The following is a 21,395-nucleotide window of genomic DNA, read 5'->3' on the forward strand; positions in this document are numbered from 1 at the left end:
ATTGCCAGAAAAACATTTTCTGGCAATTATCTAATCGTTACATCTATTAACTTTTAATATATCAATTATTTACAGTTATCTTCTAATAACTTAATTGTCTTTCCAACAACGATATCTTTTTCAATCATGTGCTTTTGAGTTTGAACTAGCATTTCAGCCATTTTTTCGAATTCATCTCCAGCATACATCTTAGCTATTTCAGTAGCTTTTTCTTTAATCTCTTCTTCAGTAGCTTCGATTTTTTCAGCCTTTGCTATAGCTTCTAATACTAAGTCAGCCTTAACTTTCTTATCAGCATTTTCTTTCATGTATGATCTCATTTTTTCTTCTGTGTTTCCAGTGAATTGCATGTATTGTTCTAATGATAATCCTTGTTGGCTTAATCTTGCTTCAAGATCTTTAACCATGTTATCAATTTCTTTTTCAACCATTACTGCTGGAATGTCCATTTTTGAATTTTCAATAACTGCTGTTATTAATTCATCTTCAAATTCTCTTTCAAATGAAGATTTCTTAGTTTCTTCTATTTTACCAGTTATATCAGCTTTTAATTCAGCTAATGTATCAAATTCTGATACTTCTTTAGCAAATTCATCATCTAAAGCTGGCATTTCTTTAACTTTTATTTCTTTAACTTTAACTTCAAAAGTAGCTTCTTTTCCGTTTAAGTCTTCTTTTCCATAATTTTCTGGGAATTTAACTTTAACTTCTTTTTCTTCATCAGTGCTTAATCCTATTAATTGATCTTCAAAGTTATCAATAAATGATCCTGAACCGATTTCTAATGAATAATCATGTCCTTCTCCACCTTCAAAAGCAACTCCGTCGATGAATCCTTTGAAATCTATAACAGCGATGTCGCCTTTTTCAATTGATCCTTCTTCCTTAGTTTCTACTCTTGCGTTTTGAGCTTGCATGTTCTTTAATTGGCCTTCAACTTCAGCATCTTCTACTTTAACTTCTTTTCTCTTAACTGATAATCCCTTGTATTCTCCAAGTTCGATTTCTGGATATACAGTAACTTCTGCTGTATAAACTAAATCTTTTCCTTCTCCAACTTCTAATACATCTATGCTTGGGAAATCAACTGGCTTTAAGTTGTTTTCTTCAACTAATGTTGGGTATGTTTCACTTACTACTGTGTTTATAGCATCTTCAAATAATACTTCTATACCGTAGTGCTTTTTAACCATTGCCATTGGCACTTTACCTTTTCTGAACCCAGGTATATTAAAATTCTTCTTATTCTTGTTGTAAGCTTTATTTAAAGCAGCAGTGAATTTTTCTGCCTCTACTCTCACTTCAAATTTAACAACATTAGCTTCTATCTTTTCCATTTTAGCTTCCATTTTTGTTCTTCCTCCTAAAATAGTTCTTTATTCTCGTTTATTAACTACGTTATTATAACATAGATTTCTACACATTTTCAAATGCTTTGTGTTATATAGCAAATTTGGTATATCTTACTTTACAATACTTCCCTTATTATTAATTATATATTCATTTTTATCTACCTTAACTTCTATCCCTTTTTTAGGAACAACTTTACCTATAGTAATATCTTTACCAGATATACTTCTTACTAACGTATTATTTTTACTCTTTATATTGTATATCCATAAATATTCCTTATTAGCTGCTGTCCCAAAGTATGGTAAATTACTTCCATAAGCTATATTATCATCATCTATGAACTTAGCTTGATTATGCCAGACATAACCCTTGTCCTTTTTGATTATAGTATCTTTAGGGAATTTATCTCCCTTTGTAGATACATATTCTTTTCTTGTTATATCTGTAACTTTTCCATCTATATCTACTAGTTTAATATTTTGATCTTTATCTAATATTAGTAACAACTGTTTATTAGGTGATATATCATAGCTAGCCCCTTCTATTTTTTCCATTCCAACGAATTCTTTCTTGTCATCAACTATTTTATATTCACATTTAGCTACAATGTCCCCATCAAGCTTCGCTTCTATATAAGTCTTCTTTGGAGGTTCCGGCTTAACTTCCGGTTCCTTAACTTCTGGCACTTTAGATTCTTCTACTGGTTTTTTTATGTCTGGATTATCACTATCAACCCATGCTTGCAATTTATTTCTTACATTAGAAAAATCCATATTTTCTATTTTAAATTTATATATAAGCAATCCAGCAATAATTGCTACCAAGCCAACTATTATTATAATTCTAAGCCTTCTTCGCTTCATCTTCTTTTCATAATCTTTACTAAAAATACTTGGTTTAGCCAAAATATTTACCTCCTAAATTTACTAATAATAAATATAGTATACAATATTTATTTAATTAAAATAATAACTTTTTCTTATATTTTAATTACTTTTTTACTTTAGCCTTGCTTTTACAACGACAATTGCACACTTTAATTCCTAAAGATCTCTTCTCATCATCTGTAAGTTTAGCCACATTATCTGAATACTCTTCATATTCTGGAGCATCTTTTAAAAAAGTCTTCTTTTCTAGTCTTAACATAACTACTCTCCTTTATTAAATTATTAACACTATGTGTGGTATTTTATTCTAACAAAAATTTGTAATTTTCTAAATTATATTTTAGCACAAATCCGATAATATAATACTCTTTATATAAATATTTTTATTTTTCTCCTTTTTTCAACATATTTAAACATTCTTTTAACTATTAATTAACAAATAGTAAATTAATCCTTTACCTATTGGAATTTATTTTAAATTTTAGTATAATTACATTAACAGATAAATAAAAATTAATTAAAGCCCATACCACTCTATTAGCAAACGCTATAGAGTTTAAATAAACCCCACAAAATGTTCATTTATTCCCTTTCTTAAATGAACATAACCCTTTAACCTGTGCTATTTTAGTGCAGGTTTTTTATTTTATATAATAATATAACCGCTAAAAAACTTAAGCGGTTATATTATTACAAGTATCTCATAGGATCTGTATGATTACCATTAATTCTTATTTCAAAATGCAAATGTGCCCCTGTACTCATCCCAGTACTTCCAACTTTAGCTATAACTTGTCCGCCAGAAACTTTCTGTCCAGCAGAAACTAAAAGTTCACTTGAATGTGCATATAAAGTTTGCTTCCCATTCCCATGATCTATTATTACAGTCTTTCCATACCCACTCATCCATCCAGCTGTAACAACAGTTCCACTTTTTGATGCTTTTATAGGTGCTCCATGGGGTGCTCCATAATCTACCCCTGTATGGAAGCCATTAGCACCTGTTACTGGATGTACTCTTGCCCCATAAGAACTAGTTATAGGTCCTACTGTAGGAACCATGAATCCACTTTCATTTGGATTATTATTACTTAAATCAGAATTATTATCATTATTGGTATTACTACTACCACTATTATTGTTATTATTACTACCGCTATTATTTTTTTTATTTATTTCATTAAATATCTTGTTTATTTCATTTTGAAGTTCCTCATTGTAACTTAATATATCCTCAATCTTATTTTTCACGTTCTTCTCTTCTGATGATAGTTTATTTATTTTACTCTCTTTTTCATGTTCTAAACTTTTCAGCTTATTAACCTCTGCTTCATGCTTGTCCTTCTCTATTTTAGACTTTTGCTTCAATTCTTCTTGCTCTTTTTTTGCATTTTGCACTTTAATCTTCTTATTATTAAGGGTTTCCTTTTTTTCTTCTAATTCTTTATGTAGTTCTTTTATTTCTTTTAGAAGCTCATTATCTGTCTTTATTATCTTATTTACATTAAATATATTTGAAAATAACTCTCCAATACTTTTACTTGAAAAAATCATATATAAATATTGAGATTGAAAATTTGCTTTATAATAACTTCTAAGTCTATTTTCTAATAACTCTTCTGTATTTTTAGCTTCTTCTTCGTTTTGTGCTATTTCCTTCTCATTTGTAGATATTTCTGTGTTGATTTTATCTACTTCCTTATTCAATCTCTGTACTTCATTTTCGTATTTTTTCAGTGTATTTTCTGACTTTGTAAGCTGAAGGCTTTTCTCTTCTATCTCCTTCATAAGGAAATCAAGTTCACTTTCTTGCTCTTTTTTCTTCTCTTTTATATTATTCTTTTCTTTTTCTAAATCATTAATTTTTTCTTTATTACTCTCAATCTTTTCTTTTTTAGAATTATTAGCTGCGTATACATTAAAATTATCAATTGGAGCTAATACAGTTACCATGGTTATAATTATCGTCAGTGATATTACCTTCTTTTTCATGCCCCATTCCCCTTTCATTTATAACGAAAAGTTCTCTACATCATCGACAGTCCACTTATTATTCTTATATATAAGCTTAGTTAAGAACTTCTTGCTATTTTCTTTTCTTCCTAATCCAAACAATACTTTGCTAGTATCATACTTTACCTCACAAACTATAGTTGCTTTATACTCTCCATTTTTATATTGAAAATTGCTCTTTTCTTTATCAATATCTAAAGATTTCATTTCATAATTATTTTTCAGTATGAAATACTGCTTCTCTATAACTGAATATATTTTATCCCTTGCTTCATTAGTCGCTCCTTCTATAGCCTCCTTATCTTCATTATTTAAAGCTTCAAATACACTTTTATAAAAAGTATTTAAAGATGTATTTATTTCATTCCACAGTGCATCATTCTCTATATCTAGTTTTAAAGATATATTTGGTGTTTGAAGCACTTCACTTTCTTTTCCCTTTACAAGCCCCCAAGGAAATTCCTTCTGAATTGAAAGCTTTATACTACCATCAGTTGGCATTGGCCCTATATTTCTAAAATCTTCACACTTTATCCCGCTATCCTTACCATTTATAAATACATTAGCATCTCCAAATTTACTATCTACAGTTACCATAATCCCGTCTAGCTTAATCTCTACAGTCTCATCATTCATTAAGGATATGTCTTCTTCTTTTTTGATTTTCCCATATTCATTATCTATTGATCCACTAATCTTATATTTACCTGGTATAAGGTTATTTAATGTATCTCCTGAATTTACTTTTTCTTTTTCATTTAAATATATATTGGCATCTTTAAAGTTACTTACAATTTTAAGATTAAAAGTCTTTAAATTTACATAATAATTATCACCAAATATACCTTTTTCATTTACTAATTCAAAAATAGCCTTTTTATTATCATCCTTTAGTCCATCAATTATATTATTAACCTGTGAATCTTGTCCTTTATAATAAGCTATTAATGGAGCTAAATCCTTCTTCTTTAGTTTTTTATCATTAACTCTTATAACATCTTGAAGTTTAGATGAACTTCCATCCTCAAGACCTATCTCTAATTTTTTAAGGAGTTGCTCTTTTGTAGTTCTAATATTTCCTACAAAATATCCAGATAACAAAAATATTACAATACCAATTAAAATAATTATCTTGATATTTTTTTTAAGAAATTCTCTATAAGTATCTTTGTTTAACTTTCTTATTTCATAACTTTTATTAACTAAGATATCCTTTGTTTTCTTAATAAATCTATCTAATTTTTCTTTAATCGCCATTTTTCACCTCAACCTTTAAATATATAATAATAAATTATTTGCCATAAAATCAATATTTTATTAACCTAATTCTTTATTTTTTTAATCATTTATTGTTAAACTTAATATTTTAGTAATAATTTAAGGCGTTATATAAACATTTTCGTCTATATAACGCCTTATTTTCACTATTCTAAAATATCTATAATCCACTTTCCGCAATCAACACATTTGTATACTCTTATAACAAATAAATCTAATGTTTCTTTGCTTAATACATTTTCAAATTTTTCTTTTTCTTCTTTTGTTATAAACTCGTCTTCTTCATTTATATATCCATGAATTTCGATATAATAATTATCTTTACTTACTTTACAGCATTCATTAATTTCAACACAGCTAATTCTTTCATAATCTAATTGATCCGCTAAATCTTGTATTATAGGAATTATATCTTCATACTCTTCAATTTCATCTAAGAAATCTTCTTCATAAAATGACATATCTTTTATTTTAAATAACTCTTTCATAATCATTCCTCCATATATAGGTTATTATCCTTATAATTTATAATACTATGCTATAATATAAAAAAGCAATTTATTATTTTGATGGAGGTTATTTATGATTTTCGATTGTCATATGCATACAGAGTTTTCTTCAGATAGTAAAATGAAGATAGAAGATGTAATAGAAAAAGGTAACCAATTAAATATAGGCACTATAATAACAGAACATATGGATTATAATTATCCTAAAAAAGATTTATTTAAAGTTGATTGTAGTGAATTTTTTAATAGATATTCTAAATACAGAAGTGATAATTTATTACTAGGTATAGAAATTGGACTTTCACATACTATAGTTCATAAAAATAATATCATATCTAATTCATATCCTTTTGATTTTATTTTAGGTTCAATACATTCAATAAATGATGTTGATATCTTCTTAGATGCACCAAAAACAAATGTGTCAAAACAAGAGTATTTATCTAAGTATTTTGAAGAGATTATAAAAGACGTAAGCGAATTTGATAATTTCGATTCGTTATCTCACATTGATTATCCTTGCAGATATTTAAAATATGCTGATAATGAAATATATTTATCTGAGTTCTCAGGTTATCTTGATAAAATATTTAGTATACTACTAAAAAAGGACAAGGTCTTAGAAGTAAATACTAGACGTCTTGGTGATGAAAAGGCAATTAAATCACTTATACCTATTTATAAAAGATATAAGGAACTAGGTGGAAAATACGTAACTATTGGATCTGACGCTCATTCTAAAGAAGGCATAGGGTTACATATTGATGCTGCAAAATATATCATAAAAGAGGCTGATCTTACTCCTGTATATTTTAAAGAAAGAAAAATGCATATTATTAATATATAAAAATAAAGCTAAGATAGTCTCTTAGCTTTATTTTTATATATTTTTCTAAATTCTTTCTTTATTAATAAAAACTCTTCTAAATCATTCAAAAACTGAAATAACATTGCTCTATTTTCAAACTCTTCTCTAGTTTTTGGAAGAGGCATAGACTTATAACTCGCTCTCAACTTAGTTAATTCATAAAGAAGTTCTATACAATCATTATCAGCATATATATTAGTTGCTATATTTTCTGTAAAAGTAGCCATTATTAATGTTTGATCATAAGTTATTGAAAATCTTGAAAAATGTGAAGTCATTCTCTTTATTGCTTCTAGCTGCTTCACTCTCATTTCTATATAATCTATGTAATAAAGCTCATCTTTAAATAAATAATTATTATTTATTTGATAGGCTAGTGCTCTAGTCTCTTCTATAACCTTCTCTACCTCAATAAGTCTTTTTCTTTCATTTACTGGAACAGCTTTTGTAATTAAGCTCTTTGACATATCAAAAATTATATTTCTATACTGATTCTCAATAAACTCCTTATTTAGATTAAATTTATCATCAAGAGATGGCATATATAAATTGAATAACGATGCTATGCCTATACCTATAAAAGTTAGAGCCTCTTCATTAACTATCCAACTCAAGTTTATATCACTACTAACTAAAAGGTGAGTTGATAAAACAGCTCCAACTACCATTCCTTCTTCTATTTTGAACTTCTTAGTTATAGGAATAAATATAAGTAAGAAAAGTCCAAATACTAAAGAGTTATTTCCAAGTAATACATATAGTAAATATGATAATAATACAGCTATAGTAGCTGCTATTACTCTTCTTCCACCAACTAATAATGCTTCCTTTTTTGTGTCTTGTATACTAAGTATTGCAATTATTCCAGCAGTTACTCCAAATTTTAAGCCAAATCCTTCCGCTATAAATATTGCAATAGTTGCAGATACTGCCATTTTGAATGTATTTCTTTTAAAAAATTCCATGTTTATCACCTTAAATTACTTCCTTAAGTATATAATAATAAATTTTGCTGACTTTTTCTATTTAAATATTATTTAACAATCTTTCTTATATTTTAATATAATTTTTTAACCTATAAATCGCTTACTTATTATTGTTAGTTTGATTCAATTATTACTATATCAATCACTAATCCTAAGTTTATGTATAAGTTATTTATAATATGTTCCATGTAATAATTGATAAAACATTTAATAAATCAAAAAAATCTTGGAGGATTCATTTATGAGAAAAAAATATGTAATCGCTTATTTAAGAGATTCAGGCCTTAAAGATATTACAAAGAAAGATGCACTAAAACTTACTCATATAAATATTGCATTTGCCAAAATAGATGACTGTGAAATATATACTAAACTTAAAAAATTAGATCAATTAGATAAAATAAGAACTTTTAATCCTAATTTAACTATTTTAATATCAATTGGTGGATGGGGAGCTGGAGGTTTTTCTGAAGCTTCTTCAAATCCTATAAACAGAAGATTATTTGTTAAAAATGCAATTACATTTATGCATACTCACAAATTAGATGGAATTGATCTTGACTGGGAATATCCATGCTATTCAGTAGCTGGAATAGATTCATCTCCTGCTGATAAAGAAAATTTCACACTTTTATTAGAAGAGTTCAGAAATCAATTAGATATTGAGGAAAATAAATATAACAAACACTTTCTTTTAACCATAGCTGCTGGTGCTGATAAATATTATACTGATGCAACTGAAATGAATAAAGCACATAATTATTTAGATTATGTCCAACTTATGACTTATGATTTAAGAGGTGGATTTCAAATTTTAACTGGTCACCATACTAATTTATATAATTCAACTGGAGATATCTTTAGAATATCCACTGATTCATCAGTTAAATTATTTATTGAATCTGGTGTTCCTAAGGAAAAGTTAGTAATAGGTTCAGCCTTCTATGCAAGGGCTTGGAGATATGTTCCAAACTTTAATAACGGATTATTCCAAATGGCAAAAACAGTTGGTCTCTTTGGTGGAAATTACGATGTGTTAGAGAGTAATTTTATAAACAAAAATGGATTTAAAAGATATTGGGATAACGAAGCAAAAGCACCTTACCTATTTAATGGATTCGATTTTTTATCATATGATGATGAAGAATCTTTAGAGCATAAATGTAATTACCTAAAGAGGAATAACCTATTAGGAATGATGTTTTGGCATTATTCTGCTGATAGTACAGGAACACTCCTTAACAAGATTTATAAGGAACTTATAAAAATATAAGACTTATCTATAAACATAGATAAGTCTTATATTTTTATCTTATTCTAATGAACTCTTTACTTTTTTGAAAGCATAGTCAAGAAGAGATTCAAGATTATTATTATTCTTTCCTCCACCTTGAGCTAATATTTTACTTCCGCCTCCTCTTCCATCAATTAAACTAATTGAATCCTTAAGAAGACTGTTCATATCTGCATTTTTTATATTTTTTGATGCTGCAAATATCAAGTTTACTCTATCATTATTCTTCACTGCCATTAAAGTTATCACTTTGCCCATTTCAGTAAGCTTACTTGCAAGCTTACTTACATATTTAACATCCTCATTATCATATATTTCTCTAATCACTGATACATCAGATACCTTATCAGCATTTTCTATAAGTTCTTTACTCTTATATTCTGATATTTCTATTGTAAGTTCCTTATTCTTGCTATTTGCAGTTTTTAATTCATTATTCAAGTTATTTATACTATTTATAGCTTCATCTTCGCTACAGCTTAAGAATCTACATATTTTCCTTGAAAACTCATCTTTTTTAAAGCTATCATTAATAGCTCTATTGCCAGCTAAATACTCTATTCTAGTATTCCCTTTATGCTTTTCATATCTCCCAAGCTTTATAGCTTGAAGTTCTATAGTTCTACTTGGATGAACACCACAACAAGCATTTATATCTAAATCTTCTATTTTTACAATTCTTATTTTTTCATTTGTCTTCGGAAGATCACGTCTAAGTCCCATCTTCTTAAGTTCTCTTTTTTCTGGGAATAAAAATTCTACCTTTAAATTTTCATTTATAACTTTATTTGCATACTTTTCAGCTTCTCTTATTTGTTCTTCTGTAATTTCTCCTACTATATCTATAGTGCTTATTTCTTTTCCTAAGTGTATACCTGCAGTATTATGATTAAATAGTTTGAAGAAGCATCCTGAAAGTATATGTTGTGCTAAATGCTGTTGCATATAATCAAATCTTCTTTCCCAATCTATCTTACACTTTACTTTATGTATTTTTATAGGCTTTCTAGATACAACATGATATACCTTTCCAGCTTCTTCATATGCATCTAAAACTTCATGTTCTCCTATGAATCCTAAATCGCAAGGCTGACCTCCCCCACCTGGGAAGAATGCAGTTTTATCTAGAATTACATGAAATCTATCATCTTTTTCAATTATATCCTCTATCTCTGCTGTAAATTCTTTTATGTATTGATCTATATAATATAACTTTTCCAAATTATACACGTCCTTTCATAATTACTACCCTTAGTATATCATTTATACAATTTAAATTTAACATTCAAGTTTAAAAGTAAATATTAAAATGGCTATACTAAATATTATTAGTATAACCATTCATTTTATATTAAATATTAATCTTAAAACTTACCATAATGAACTTTTTCATAATTTAACTTTGAATCATCATAAGCAGGCTTTTCTTCATCTTTATATCCTATAGTCAATATAGTTAACACTCCATAATTTTCTGGTAACCCTAAGAGATTTCTTACAGCTTCTTCTGAATCTCCATTTTCACTTTGTCTATTTCTTATTTGTATCCAGCATGATCCAAGATCTAATTCTTGAGCTTCTAATTGAATTAATGTTGATGCTATTGAAGCATCTTCAATCCATACATTACTTCTTTCCGTATCTGCAATAACTACAATTGCAAGTGGTGCGGTCTTTAATCCAAGTGTTCCTTTAGCCTTACATTCTTCTAATTTTAGTAATGTTTCTTTGTCATCAACTAATATAAACTCAACCGGTTTCTTATTCATTGATGATGGTGCAAGGAGCGCCGCTTTAAGTATTTTATCTATCTTTTCTTTTTCAATTTTTTGTTCTTTATACTTTCTTATACTTCTTCTTTCTCTTAGCATTTCTAACATTGAAATCATCCTTTCAAATTGCATTTTTATTATTATATCACCTAATATTTAATTTAACTAATTAATTGGATATTATTAATTTTTTTGAAACTTTTTGGTATAGTATAAAGACTAATATATGAAACATCGATGTTACTAATCAAGGAGGACAACTTATGATTGATACTATAAATATTAAAAGCTTAATTTTAAGACCAAAATCTAATTCAGAATTTACTTCAGAAGAATTAATTATAAAAAGAGCCATAAAAGGTGACAAGATTTCTTATGAGAAGTTAATCAAAGCCAATAAAGAATACTTATATAAACTTGCTTTTTTATATGTAAAAAACGAGCAAGATGCCCTCGATATAATTCAAGAAACCGTATATAAAGGATTCTTAAATATTAGCAAACTAAAAAATGTTCAATTTTTTAATACATGGTTATCAAGAATATTAATCAATACATCAATAGATTTTATTAAAAAGAGAGATAGAGCACTTCATACCCCTATTACTAATATAGATTATAGCTCAATTTATATTCAATACAATACATCCAAAATTGAATCAAATCTTGATCTATACAATGCAATTGACTTATTAAAATATGAATATAAAACAGTTATAATTTTAAAATATTTCGAGGATATGAAAATAGACGAAATATCAAAAATTTTAGACATACCTAAAAATACAGTAAAAACCTACTTAAAAAGAGGTCGTGAATCATTATCTAAAATATTAAAGGAGGACTATTTAAATGAATAATCAATTTAATAATATTAAATTACCAAATAATATAGATGATGTTATAGATTTAGGTGTAGAAAAAGCTTGTGCTCAAAAAAAGAATAAAAATAAAAAATTTAAGATAAAGGTAGCTTCAACAATCTTAATAATCACTACTACTCTTACTATTTTAGGTATCAAAAATCCAGCTTTTGCATCAAGCATCCCACTTATTGGTGGCATATTTGAAAAACTTCAAGATAAGATTAATTTCTCAGGAAATTATAAGGATTATTCTAGCAATATTAATGAAATATCTCATAGTAATGGTACTTCTGTAACTATATCTGAAGCTCTTTGTGATGGTGAATCTCTTTATATAACATATAAAATCGAAAGTAAAAAACCATTTAAATACACGACTTCTGATGAAAGTTTAATAAATTATATAGACAATTCTAATATTGGAGTTAAAGAAAATGAATTGATGCAAATTTTAGAGGAGGGTACAATTAAAACTAACTTTTCTAACATTGAAATCCCAACTGCTACATCTGGTATACAAGGTAATTATTTAGATAAAAATACATTCATAGGTGCTGCAAAATATGATATTCCAAAGTTAAATACAACAATACCAAAAGATTTTAAATTAAATATAAACCTTAAAGCTTTAAGTATCCCTTCAACCCTTTATGAACCAGCGAAGGATATTGTTGTTAATAAAGATCAAATATTAAGGGGAAATTGGAAGTTTAATATACCTATATCTACTGACAATTCACTAGTAAAAATAATAAATGTAAATAAGAGAAATAACTATGGTTCTAGTTTGGATAGTATTTCAATCACTCCGTTTGAAATTAAGTTACAAGGCAAAACTGAAAAGATCCCACCTACAAAAGCTGGCGGAAAAATCCATCAATATGGAATAAATATCAAAGATGATAAAGATTCTCTTGTATCATCAAGTTCACAAACCTTTAAAGATGGTAGCTATTCAGTTATTTTAGAAAGAAAAAATATTAATTCAAGATCTTTAACATTGTCTTTATTTGAAGAAATCTTATGTATTCCAGATGAAAATGGAAATACAACCATAATAGATGAAAAAACTTTATTTAGCACTAAATTTAAAATTGATTGATATAAAACATCGTTTCTATCCATAATATACCTACTGATCCAGATATAATACTTTTTAAATAACTGAAGATTATAAATAATTTATTGCATTAAAAATCACGTGTATCTTAACAAGGAAAATCACGTGATTTTTATATTTTATAATTTTATCTACTCTATATATCTAAATTTAATAATTGTTTAACTTTAACTATCTACTCTATATCAATAAAATTAAACTTCTACACTACAAAAAAGGCAGCAGCTATAATTATATATACAGCTAATAATTGTACTCCTTCAAGCCAATTTGATTCACCATCACTTGCAACTTTATTTGCAATTATGACTGAAACAATTAAAGCAACAAGCTCAAAAACATTAAATACAATACTCATCGGAGTGAACAAAAGACTTAAGAAAATTAGAACTGGTGCAACAAATAAAATTATTTGAAGACTTGATCCAAGTGCTATTTCTACGGCAACATCCATTTTATTTTTAAGTGCCATAACAACAGCAGTACTATGCTCTGCTGCATTTCCAATTATAGGTATTAAAATTATACCTACAAAGAATTCACTTAATCCAAGTGATTGTGTCATAGGTTCCACTGCCCCAACTAAAAGTTCACTTTCAATTGCAATTAAAACTGTTGCTACAGCAAGAACTAATATAGATTTTTTAAGTGACCATTTAGCTATTTCTCCATTCTCTTCATGTTCTACTTCATATATATCCTTATGAGTAAAGAATGAAAATACTAAACTTAATATGTAAATTGCAAACATTATAACAGCAACTATTATACTTAATCCTTCGTATTTTGTATTTAATAGCTCTGGACTAACTGTATGTGTAAATATAGCTGGTATACTTAATCCTATAACTGAAAATAAAAGCATACTTGAGCTTATATCTATAACCTTTTTATTAAATTTTTGAGTCTTAAATTTAAGTCCTCCAACTAACATACTTGCACCTAGAACTAACAGCGTGTTTCCTATTACTGACCCTGCTATTGATGCTTTAACCACATCAAACAAACCACTCTTTAATGCAAAGAATGATATTATAAGCTCAGTTGCATTCCCAAAGGTGGCATTTAAAAATCCACCAAGTTTTGGCCCTGTATAAAATGATATTTCCTCTGTAGCCTCCCCCATAAGTCCAGCAAGCGGAATTATAGCAAGTGCTGCTAATATAAATAATATTGTAGGTGATAAATGCATAAACTCACCGATTATACTTATAGGTATAAATATTAATAAGTACTTTAAAAATTTCATGTTAATACCTCTTTCTTCTTTACTATATTCTATTTTTTATTATTTTTTTTATTATTATACAATATAATTGTTAAATATATATAAATAGCTTAACTCTCGTATTTACTACGTTTCCCATAATACTTTTAAAATTTATTAACTTAAAAATCTATGTTTCAATGGTATTTAATGCAATTTTTTTTAAATTAATGTTGACACTAAGATTTTATGGAGATATAATGAGTTCAAGCAGTCAAACAAAGCACTGCTAAATAAATTAATAACTAAAGACAATGAAGAGAACAAGTAGGAATACCTAAGCTTAACAGAAAGTTGCCGGGTGATGAGAGGCGCTAAGACATTTATTTTGAATACATCTCGGAGTCATACATTGAACTCTATTTATTAGATATTAGGTGTTATCGATTAAGTATCGTTAAAAACTTTTAATGAGGTTATATATTAATTAAAGTATATAATAAATTAAGGTGGTACCACGTGAGTAATCTCGTCCTTATTATGGATGGGGTTTTTTTTGTTATATAAAAAGATTTTATACTCACACATTTGAGGCAAAAAAAAACTATATCAAATTAATATTTATAACAATGTATCTAATGTTATAACTTCACTACTTCAATCGTCCAAAAAAGAAGTATAATTAAAAGTTATTAAGCAAATAGTACTTAGTGTCATAAATAAAAATTCGTATAGCAAATAAAAGAGCCCACAAAACTGCATAGTTATTGCTCTTCTACAATATCATTATTTCACAGATATATTATATTGTTTTATTTAAAGAAGGTCAATAATTAATGCAAAAAAAAATAAAAAATACATTAATTATTGGAGGTTTTAGTAATGGAAAGAAATGTTTTAGATATCCTAAAAGAACGTGGATACATTAAACAGTTTACTCATGAAGAGGAAACAAGAGAATTATTAGGAAAAGAGAAAATTACTTTCTACATTGGATTTGACCCAACAGCTGATAGCTTACATGTTGGTCACTTTATCGCAATGATGTTCATGGCTCACATGCAAAGAGCTGGACATAGACCAATTGTATTAATTGGTGGTGGTACTGTTACTATCGGAGATCCAAGCGGAAAAACTGATATGAGAAAAATGTTAACTGATGAACAAATTCATCATAACGTTGAATCAATAAAGAAACAAATGGAAAGATTTATAGATTTCTCAGATGATAAAGCTATCTTAGTAAATAACGCTGATTGGCTTAGAGGATTAAACTACATCGATTTCTTAAGAGAAGTTGGTGGACACTTCACAGTTAATAAGATGTTAGCAGCTGATGCTTTCAAGAAAAGATTTGCTCTTGATAGAGGTTTATCATTCTTAGAATTTAACTACATGTTAATGCAAGCTTACGATTTCTTAGTATTAAATGAAAAGTTCGGTTGTAAAATGGAACTTGGTGGAGACGACCAATGGTCAAATATGATTGCTGGTGTTGACTTATTAAGAAAGAAAAAAGGCGAAAGCGTATACGCTATGACTTGTAGCCTACTTACTAATAGCGAAGGTGAAAAAATGGGTAAAACTGTTGGAGGAGCTTTATGGCTTGATCCTGAAAGAGTTTCACCATTTGAATTCTTCCAATACTGGAGAAATATAGCTGATGCTGATGTTGAAAAGTGCTTAAAACTTTTAACATTCTTACCAATAGATGAAATAAATGAATTATGTGCTCTTGAAGGCGCAGCAATTAACGAAGCTAAGAAAACTTTAGCTTTCGAAGTTACTAAATTAGTTCATGGTGAAGAAAATGCTCAAAAAGCTTTAGCTGCTTCACAAGCTTTATTCGAAGGTGGCGTTGATTTAGAACACGTTCCAACTATTGAAATAACTGAAGCTCATTTAGGTAACAACTTATTAGATGTATTAGTTGAATTTGATGTATTCCCATCAAAATCAGAAGCTAAGAGATTCGTATCTCAAGGTGGATTAGCTATAAACGAAGAAAAAGTTTCTGATATAGCAAAAACTTTAGAAAAAGAACATTTTGAAGAAGGTTTTGCAATGATTAAAAAAGGTAAAAAAGGTTTCACTAAAATAATAGTTAAATAGTGATTTAGTAAGTAATAATTTATTTAGGGGATAAATTATACTGTAATAAATACTATAACAAATAATAATGTTTTAAACGGAAATAGTTAAACAATAATGCTAAAATAATTTTAAAATAAAGATTCGGAAAATTTTAATTTAGTTAATGCTTAATAAATTAAAATAAAAATTTAAATATACACACTGTTCATAAAAGATAATTTAAAATAGATAAATAAATTTTAAAATAATGCTTAAAATAATGTTTAAATAAGTCACTCATTTATAATTCAAATAGATAAATAATGCTTAAAAGGGTATCGATGTAATGCTTTGTCGATACCCTTTTATTTTTCATGTTAATAATATATTAAGCTTCTTTATTTTATCAACACTATATCTATTATAAATGTATAATTATAATGTGTATTAAAATATAACACTGGAGTTGATAAAATTGAATATGACAATAATAAATCAAGTTATAATACTATTTTTAATTATGCTTGTTGGAGTATATGCTAGGAAAAAGAACATCATTACTGAAGAAAGTAATGAATCTCTTTCTAAGTTTTTATTAAATATAGCACTTCCCTTTTTGATCCTTTCTTCATTTGATTATAATATATCAAAAGAGGAAATATTTAATGCAGAACTTATATTTTTATATTCTACAGTTATACACCTTTTCTTAATCTTTATAACAAAGATATTATGTATTAAGTTTGATAAAGATACTTCAATTGTATCTAGATGTGCTCTTATATTTTCAAATGCTGGCTTTATGGGATACCCTTTAATGGCTGGTTTATATGGAAAAATTGGTGTCTTTTATACAGCAATTTATGGAATTCCTTATAATATAATTCTTTTTACTTACGGAACTATATTATTTAGTAAAACCAATTTAAAGGATAACTATAAAGATGCTTTAAAAAAGATAATTTTAAACCCAGGTATTATAGCTATATTTTTAGGTATGATTCTACTTATAACTAAATTTAAATTACCAGATCCAATGTCAGAGACAATATCATTAATTGGTAACACAACTACTCCCCTTGCCATGATTATAGTTGGAGCTATGCTTGGTAATTTAAAACTTAAAGAAATATTCAAAGGAAAAATTATATATTACATAAGTTTTATAAAACTTATATTAATACCTGTAATGGTATTTCTTTTAATAAGCCTTTTTAATGCAAATCATTTTTTAAAAAATATTTGTGTACTACTAGAAGCTACGCCTGCCGCAGTTGTATGTTCTGCATTTGCAGCACAATATAATATACAGAAAGATCTGGCGGCTAAATTAGTCTTTGTAACTACTCTATTTTCAATTATAACTATTCCTATAATTATGAGTATCTTTTAATTATACTTACTTATATAAAAATAAGGCAACATTATAATTGATATAATGTTGCCTTATTTTTTTGTCATTCTTTTACTATATCAAAATAAAAAAAGTAGCAAAGTAATAAACCTTGCTACTTTAATATAATATACTATCTTACATCATAGATTTTATCTAATTTCTTTTGAATAGCTATGTGAATCTTGTCCATATATTCATTGAATACTTCTTTATCATTTATAAATGGTGAAAGTACACAAGCTCTTAAGATAGTAACCTTTTCTTCTTTATCCCATTCTTTTTCAGTTATTCCACATCTTTCAACGAAGTTAAGTGGGCTATTTCCGTAGTCTGGTACAGCGAAATCAGTATGTGATGTAATGAAGTCATTATTGTATAATCCTCCATCAACATATGAAGCTTCATCATAGAAATCATGATTTAACTTATTCATTTTAGCTAAATCTGTATTTCCTTCTTCATTAAATACAAAGTCTACCATGTTGAAATCTGGTCTTGTTAAATTGTGCATCTTTATAGTTTTATCTCCAACCTTAAATTCTTTTCCTTCAAGGTAAGTATAGAAATTATATGCACCTTCAATACCTGCTCCTATAAGTTTTCCGTATCCTGTAATATTTAATGGTAATATTCTATGTGCAGTCCAAACTGATGCTGCAGTAGCTCCTGCTTTTGATCCTTCAAGCATGAATGCTCCAAGTAATGCAGGGATATCCATTCCTTTTTCAAATACGTAAGTTGCAAAGTATGAAATTGAATCTCTCATTCTCTTATCTTTTATAACTATACCACCAGCTGAATATGGTACATATCCCATTTTATGTGGATCGATTGTTACTGAATCAGCTTCACTTATAGCTTTAAATGCTTCATAAGTATCATCTGAAGGCCATTCAGTTTCTTTATTTAAGAATACTCCATGTTCTAAATATTTTTCTTTTAATTCATCCTTAGCTATGAAATTATAATCTTCATCTAAGAATATTGATCTTGCATATCCACCGTATGCAGCATCAACGTGTACATAGAAATGTATTCCTTCTTTAGCTAACTTATCTCTTACAGCTATGATTTTGTGTATATCATCAACTGCTCCTTCTTCTGTTGAACCAACAACACCAACAACTCCTAGAGTTGGAATTCCTTGTGCAGCTAACTCTCTGATTTTCTTTTCAAGAACTTCTGTGTTCATTCTAAATTTATCAGTAACTTCTACAGCTTCAACATTGTCTAATCCAAGACCAATGATATCAGCAGCTTTAAGCCATGAATAGTGCTTAGTTTGTGGAACTAACCATTTACCTAATTTTTGAATGTTTTTACCACTTCTTGCTGATTTATCTTTTAAATCATCTAATTTTTCTGGAACCTTAGCTACTAAATCTAAGATTTCTTCAGTTGACATATTTAATAATTCCCATTCAGTTTTTCCTTTTACAAGTTCTGGGCAAACTTCACTCATTGCAAGTGGTAATGATTTTAAGTTTCTTGCATACCAAATACCTTCTAAATTAGCTATTGATCCATCAGCACTGATGTGTCCCCAACCAATTCCATCTTTATATCCCATAAGTCTTGCAAAATCAGCTCCAACTTCTTCTTCCATTTGTGAAGTTCCTGGTGATGATTCATACGCAACGTTGTTACCATTGTATAACATTGCAGTGAAGTATCCTAAAATTGCTGGCATTAAAGTTTCTGAGTTCATGTGTCCTAAGAATCTTGGTGAATGCCATGGTAATGATTTTGATCTAAGTTTAACTGATAATTCTGTTAAAACTTCTTCCATTTTATCTGAAGTCATTCCAAAATCTTTTTCATTCATATCGTTCTTTTTGATTATTGGCATATCTTCTGGATGATAATTTTTTCTCCATTCACTATGATCTTCAAATAACATCTTTAAATACTTTTCGAAAGTTTCTTTGTTTTCTGACTTTGGTCCTAAAAATAATGCTTTTAAGTTTAAATCTTGTCCATTCATTTATATCTTCTCCTTCGTAGACTCAATTAAAACTATATGACCATTTAAAATGAAACTAATGCAATTCATTTTAAATTACCACACGTTTCATTGAGGGCTTTATAATATTTATTAAAATCATATGACATCTAAGATAATGCTAAGACTTAAATGTCATATGATGTTTTACTATATTAATAGTATTTTTAATGCTTTTATTGATAATTTATTATTTTACTTTTTTCCATTCAGGTTTTCTAAAGTGGAATATAATAAGTGGTATTACCACACTTACTATTGTTCCAATTACTTGGAATGCTATATATCCAGGACCTTCACTTGCTGGTAATATTGATGGTGGTATTAAACTTACTAATATAGTAATTGATACACCAATAATTGCAAGTATTGCAACAATCCACATTAATGAATTTCCTTTTGCTCCAAGTCTAAATGGTCTCTTAACATCTGGTCTCTTATATCTTAATACAATTGCTGATATGGCCATTAAGATATATGCAACACAATAAACAATAGTTGTTGTTATTGTAATCATAAAGAATGCACTGTTAACATCTGATGTTACTAAGTAAGTTATTGATATTAATGAAATAACTATAGCTTGTATTAAAACAAATGTTATTGGTACTCCCTTTTTTGTTCTCTTTTGGAAAAATGGTGGTAAATTCCCCTCTTCAGCAACTTTAATCATTGCTTTTGATGGTCCAAGTACCCAAGCACTTAATTGTGCTAGAACACCAATTGCTATCATAGCTGATATTATATTATTAAATATTGATGGTATTCCTAAAGCTTCACAGTATATAACAAATGGTTGAGTTATATTTGATAGTTCCATCTTACCCATTGGAACTGCATTTGCAACAGTTAAACCTGCAATTAAGTTAACTATTACTAATAAAATAACTGATGCTATAACAGCTATTGGGTAATTTTTCTTAGGGTTTTCAATATTATTAGCATGTACTGATGATATTTCTACCCCTGCAAATATAAATATAATTCCTGAGAAATATGTTAAAGTTCCGAAATCGTGGAAATTAGGTATAATTTTATCTGCGCTAAATGTTCCTAAATAACTACCTGGTTGAATACCAACTTTAATTGCATATGCTATACCTAATACAACTAATGCTATAAATGGAATATAAACACCTATTAAAGAACCTATATTACCAACAACCTTAACCATGTCAAATTTAAGGTTTAATAGAGTAACACCCCAATAAGAAATAATAATTACTATAAATACGAATATGTGGTTTTGTGCAAGTTTTGCATCACCTACAACATAACCAAGTAAAACTCCAACTGTTGAAGCAACCATTACCATTCCAAAGAACATTTGAACCCATAAAAGCCATGAAGTTACAAATCCCCATCTTTCACCTAGCGCTTCTGTAACCCAAACTTGAGGACCACCTTCTTCTGGCCATCCAGTTGCAAGTTCTGCTGCTATAAGTGATATTGGAATAGCAAATACAATAACTGCTCCTACTAAATAGAAAATTTGAGACCAACCATTAATAGCTAATGTAGGTACACTTCTTACTGTACCAAAGAAAGCCATAGTAATCCCAATAAGTTGGAATAGTGTAAGTTTTTTAACACTGCTCATAAGAATAATTCCTCTCTTTCAATATTAAATTTTTAATCTTACAATCAGTGATTTTTGTTTTATTACCAATGCTTTTAATAAATTTAATGCTTTAATAATCTATATCTGGATTTAACAAAACAATAATCACTAAACTGCTGTAGCTTGGCTACATCTTTATCTTATACCTTA

At 27.8% G+C, this 21,395-nt stretch carries 18 protein-coding genes and 1 other annotated feature; of the genes, 6 read left to right on the forward strand and 12 right to left on the reverse strand.

The window, feature by feature from the left end; translation table 11 throughout:
* Positions 1-65: 65 nt before the first annotated feature.
* From tig to JOC62_RS07740, 6 genes are all read right to left on the reverse strand, one after another.
* The gene (gene tig, locus JOC62_RS07715; protein WP_204594678.1) at positions 66-1,349 is read right to left on the reverse strand and encodes a trigger factor; all 1,284 of its coding nucleotides are present in this window, start codon (positions 1,347-1,349) and stop codon (positions 66-68) included.
* A gap of 114 nt (positions 1,350-1,463) precedes the next feature.
* Positions 1,464-2,258 (reverse strand): hypothetical protein, encoded by a 795-nt coding sequence (locus JOC62_RS07720; RefSeq protein ID WP_204594679.1) that lies wholly within the window; start codon positions 2,256-2,258, stop codon positions 1,464-1,466.
* A gap of 85 nt (positions 2,259-2,343) precedes the next feature.
* A complete protein-coding gene (locus JOC62_RS07725) occupies positions 2,344-2,499 on the reverse strand; it encodes a hypothetical protein (protein WP_204594680.1) in 156 nt (51 codons plus the stop codon).
* A gap of 431 nt (positions 2,500-2,930) precedes the next feature.
* The gene (locus JOC62_RS07730) at positions 2,931-4,232 is read right to left on the reverse strand and encodes a murein hydrolase activator EnvC family protein (protein WP_204594681.1); all 1,302 of its coding nucleotides are present in this window, start codon (positions 4,230-4,232) and stop codon (positions 2,931-2,933) included.
* Between the two features lie 18 nt (positions 4,233-4,250).
* The gene (locus tag JOC62_RS07735) at positions 4,251-5,510 is read right to left on the reverse strand and encodes a TcaA 3rd/4th domain-containing protein (RefSeq protein WP_204594682.1); all 1,260 of its coding nucleotides are present in this window, start codon (positions 5,508-5,510) and stop codon (positions 4,251-4,253) included.
* Positions 5,511-5,677: 167 nt separating this feature from the next.
* On the reverse strand, positions 5,678-6,019 hold the full coding sequence (locus JOC62_RS07740; protein ID WP_204594683.1) for a hypothetical protein: 342 nt from the start codon (positions 6,017-6,019) through the stop codon (positions 5,678-5,680).
* Positions 6,020-6,113: 94 nt separating this feature from the next.
* On the opposite strand from JOC62_RS07740, the gene JOC62_RS07745 reads away from it, so the two are divergent.
* Positions 6,114-6,887: a histidinol phosphate phosphatase gene (locus JOC62_RS07745; protein WP_204594684.1), complete on the forward strand. Its 774-nt coding sequence runs from the start codon at positions 6,114-6,116 to the stop codon at positions 6,885-6,887.
* 8 nt (positions 6,888-6,895) lie between these two features.
* Here the strand turns inward: JOC62_RS07745 and JOC62_RS07750 are convergent, their stop codons facing one another.
* Positions 6,896-7,873, reverse strand: a complete 978-nt coding sequence (locus tag JOC62_RS07750; RefSeq protein ID WP_204594685.1) for an aromatic acid exporter family protein — start codon at positions 7,871-7,873, stop codon at positions 6,896-6,898.
* A 262-nt stretch (positions 7,874-8,135) separates the two neighbouring features.
* Here JOC62_RS07750 and JOC62_RS07755 point away from each other — a divergent pair, with 262 nt between their 5' ends.
* Positions 8,136-9,167 carry a glycoside hydrolase family 18 protein gene (locus tag JOC62_RS07755; protein ID WP_204594686.1) on the forward strand — a complete coding sequence of 344 codons (1,032 nt, stop codon included), beginning with the start codon at positions 8,136-8,138 and terminating at the stop codon, positions 9,165-9,167.
* 39 nt (positions 9,168-9,206) lie between these two features.
* Here JOC62_RS07755 and JOC62_RS07760 read toward each other — a convergent pair whose 3' ends face one another.
* Both JOC62_RS07760 and JOC62_RS07765 read right to left on the reverse strand, forming a co-directional pair.
* Positions 9,207-10,409 (reverse strand): alanyl-tRNA editing protein, encoded by a 1,203-nt coding sequence (locus tag JOC62_RS07760; protein WP_204594687.1) that lies wholly within the window; start codon positions 10,407-10,409, stop codon positions 9,207-9,209.
* A 143-nt stretch (positions 10,410-10,552) separates the two neighbouring features.
* Positions 10,553-11,068: a nitroreductase family protein gene (locus tag JOC62_RS07765; RefSeq protein WP_204594688.1), complete on the reverse strand. Its 516-nt coding sequence runs from the start codon at positions 11,066-11,068 to the stop codon at positions 10,553-10,555.
* A gap of 155 nt (positions 11,069-11,223) precedes the next feature.
* Between JOC62_RS07765 and JOC62_RS07770 the strand changes: the two genes are divergently transcribed.
* A complete protein-coding gene (locus JOC62_RS07770) occupies positions 11,224-11,820 on the forward strand; it encodes a sigma-70 family RNA polymerase sigma factor (protein ID WP_204594689.1) in 597 nt (198 codons plus the stop codon).
* Positions 11,813-12,928: a DUF4179 domain-containing protein gene (locus tag JOC62_RS07775; RefSeq protein ID WP_204594690.1), complete on the forward strand. Its 1,116-nt coding sequence runs from the start codon at positions 11,813-11,815 to the stop codon at positions 12,926-12,928. The genes JOC62_RS07770 and JOC62_RS07775 overlap by 8 nt, the downstream gene beginning before the upstream one ends.
* Before the next feature lie 220 nt (positions 12,929-13,148).
* On the opposite strand, the gene cax is transcribed toward JOC62_RS07775, so the two are convergent.
* The gene (gene cax, locus JOC62_RS07780; protein WP_204594691.1) at positions 13,149-14,195 is read right to left on the reverse strand and encodes a calcium/proton exchanger; all 1,047 of its coding nucleotides are present in this window, start codon (positions 14,193-14,195) and stop codon (positions 13,149-13,151) included.
* A 263-nt stretch (positions 14,196-14,458) separates the two neighbouring features.
* Positions 14,459-14,693 (forward strand) — a binding site (T-box leader).
* A gap of 342 nt (positions 14,694-15,035) precedes the next feature.
* Here cax and tyrS point away from each other — a divergent pair.
* On the forward strand, positions 15,036-16,265 hold the full coding sequence (gene tyrS, locus JOC62_RS07785) for a tyrosine--tRNA ligase (RefSeq protein ID WP_204594692.1): 1,230 nt from the start codon (positions 15,036-15,038) through the stop codon (positions 16,263-16,265).
* Positions 16,266-16,707: 442 nt separating this feature from the next.
* Positions 16,708-17,619 carry an AEC family transporter gene (locus JOC62_RS07790; RefSeq protein WP_243425037.1) on the forward strand — a complete coding sequence of 304 codons (912 nt, stop codon included), beginning with the start codon at positions 16,708-16,710 and terminating at the stop codon, positions 17,617-17,619.
* Positions 17,620-17,752: 133 nt separating this feature from the next.
* Here the strand turns inward: JOC62_RS07790 and tdc are convergent, their stop codons facing one another.
* Both tdc and tyrP read right to left on the reverse strand, forming a co-directional pair.
* Positions 17,753-19,606 carry a tyrosine decarboxylase gene (tdc, locus tag JOC62_RS07795; RefSeq protein WP_204594694.1) on the reverse strand — a complete coding sequence of 618 codons (1,854 nt, stop codon included), beginning with the start codon at positions 19,604-19,606 and terminating at the stop codon, positions 17,753-17,755.
* Between the two features lie 208 nt (positions 19,607-19,814).
* Positions 19,815-21,224 carry a tyrosine-tyramine antiporter gene (tyrP, locus tag JOC62_RS07800; protein WP_204594695.1) on the reverse strand — a complete coding sequence of 470 codons (1,410 nt, stop codon included), beginning with the start codon at positions 21,222-21,224 and terminating at the stop codon, positions 19,815-19,817.
* Positions 21,225-21,395: the final 171 nt, after the last annotated feature.

It is taken from the genome of Clostridium sardiniense, assembly GCF_016907995.1.
Classification (GTDB): domain Bacteria; phylum Bacillota; class Clostridia; order Clostridiales; family Clostridiaceae; genus Clostridium; species Clostridium sardiniense.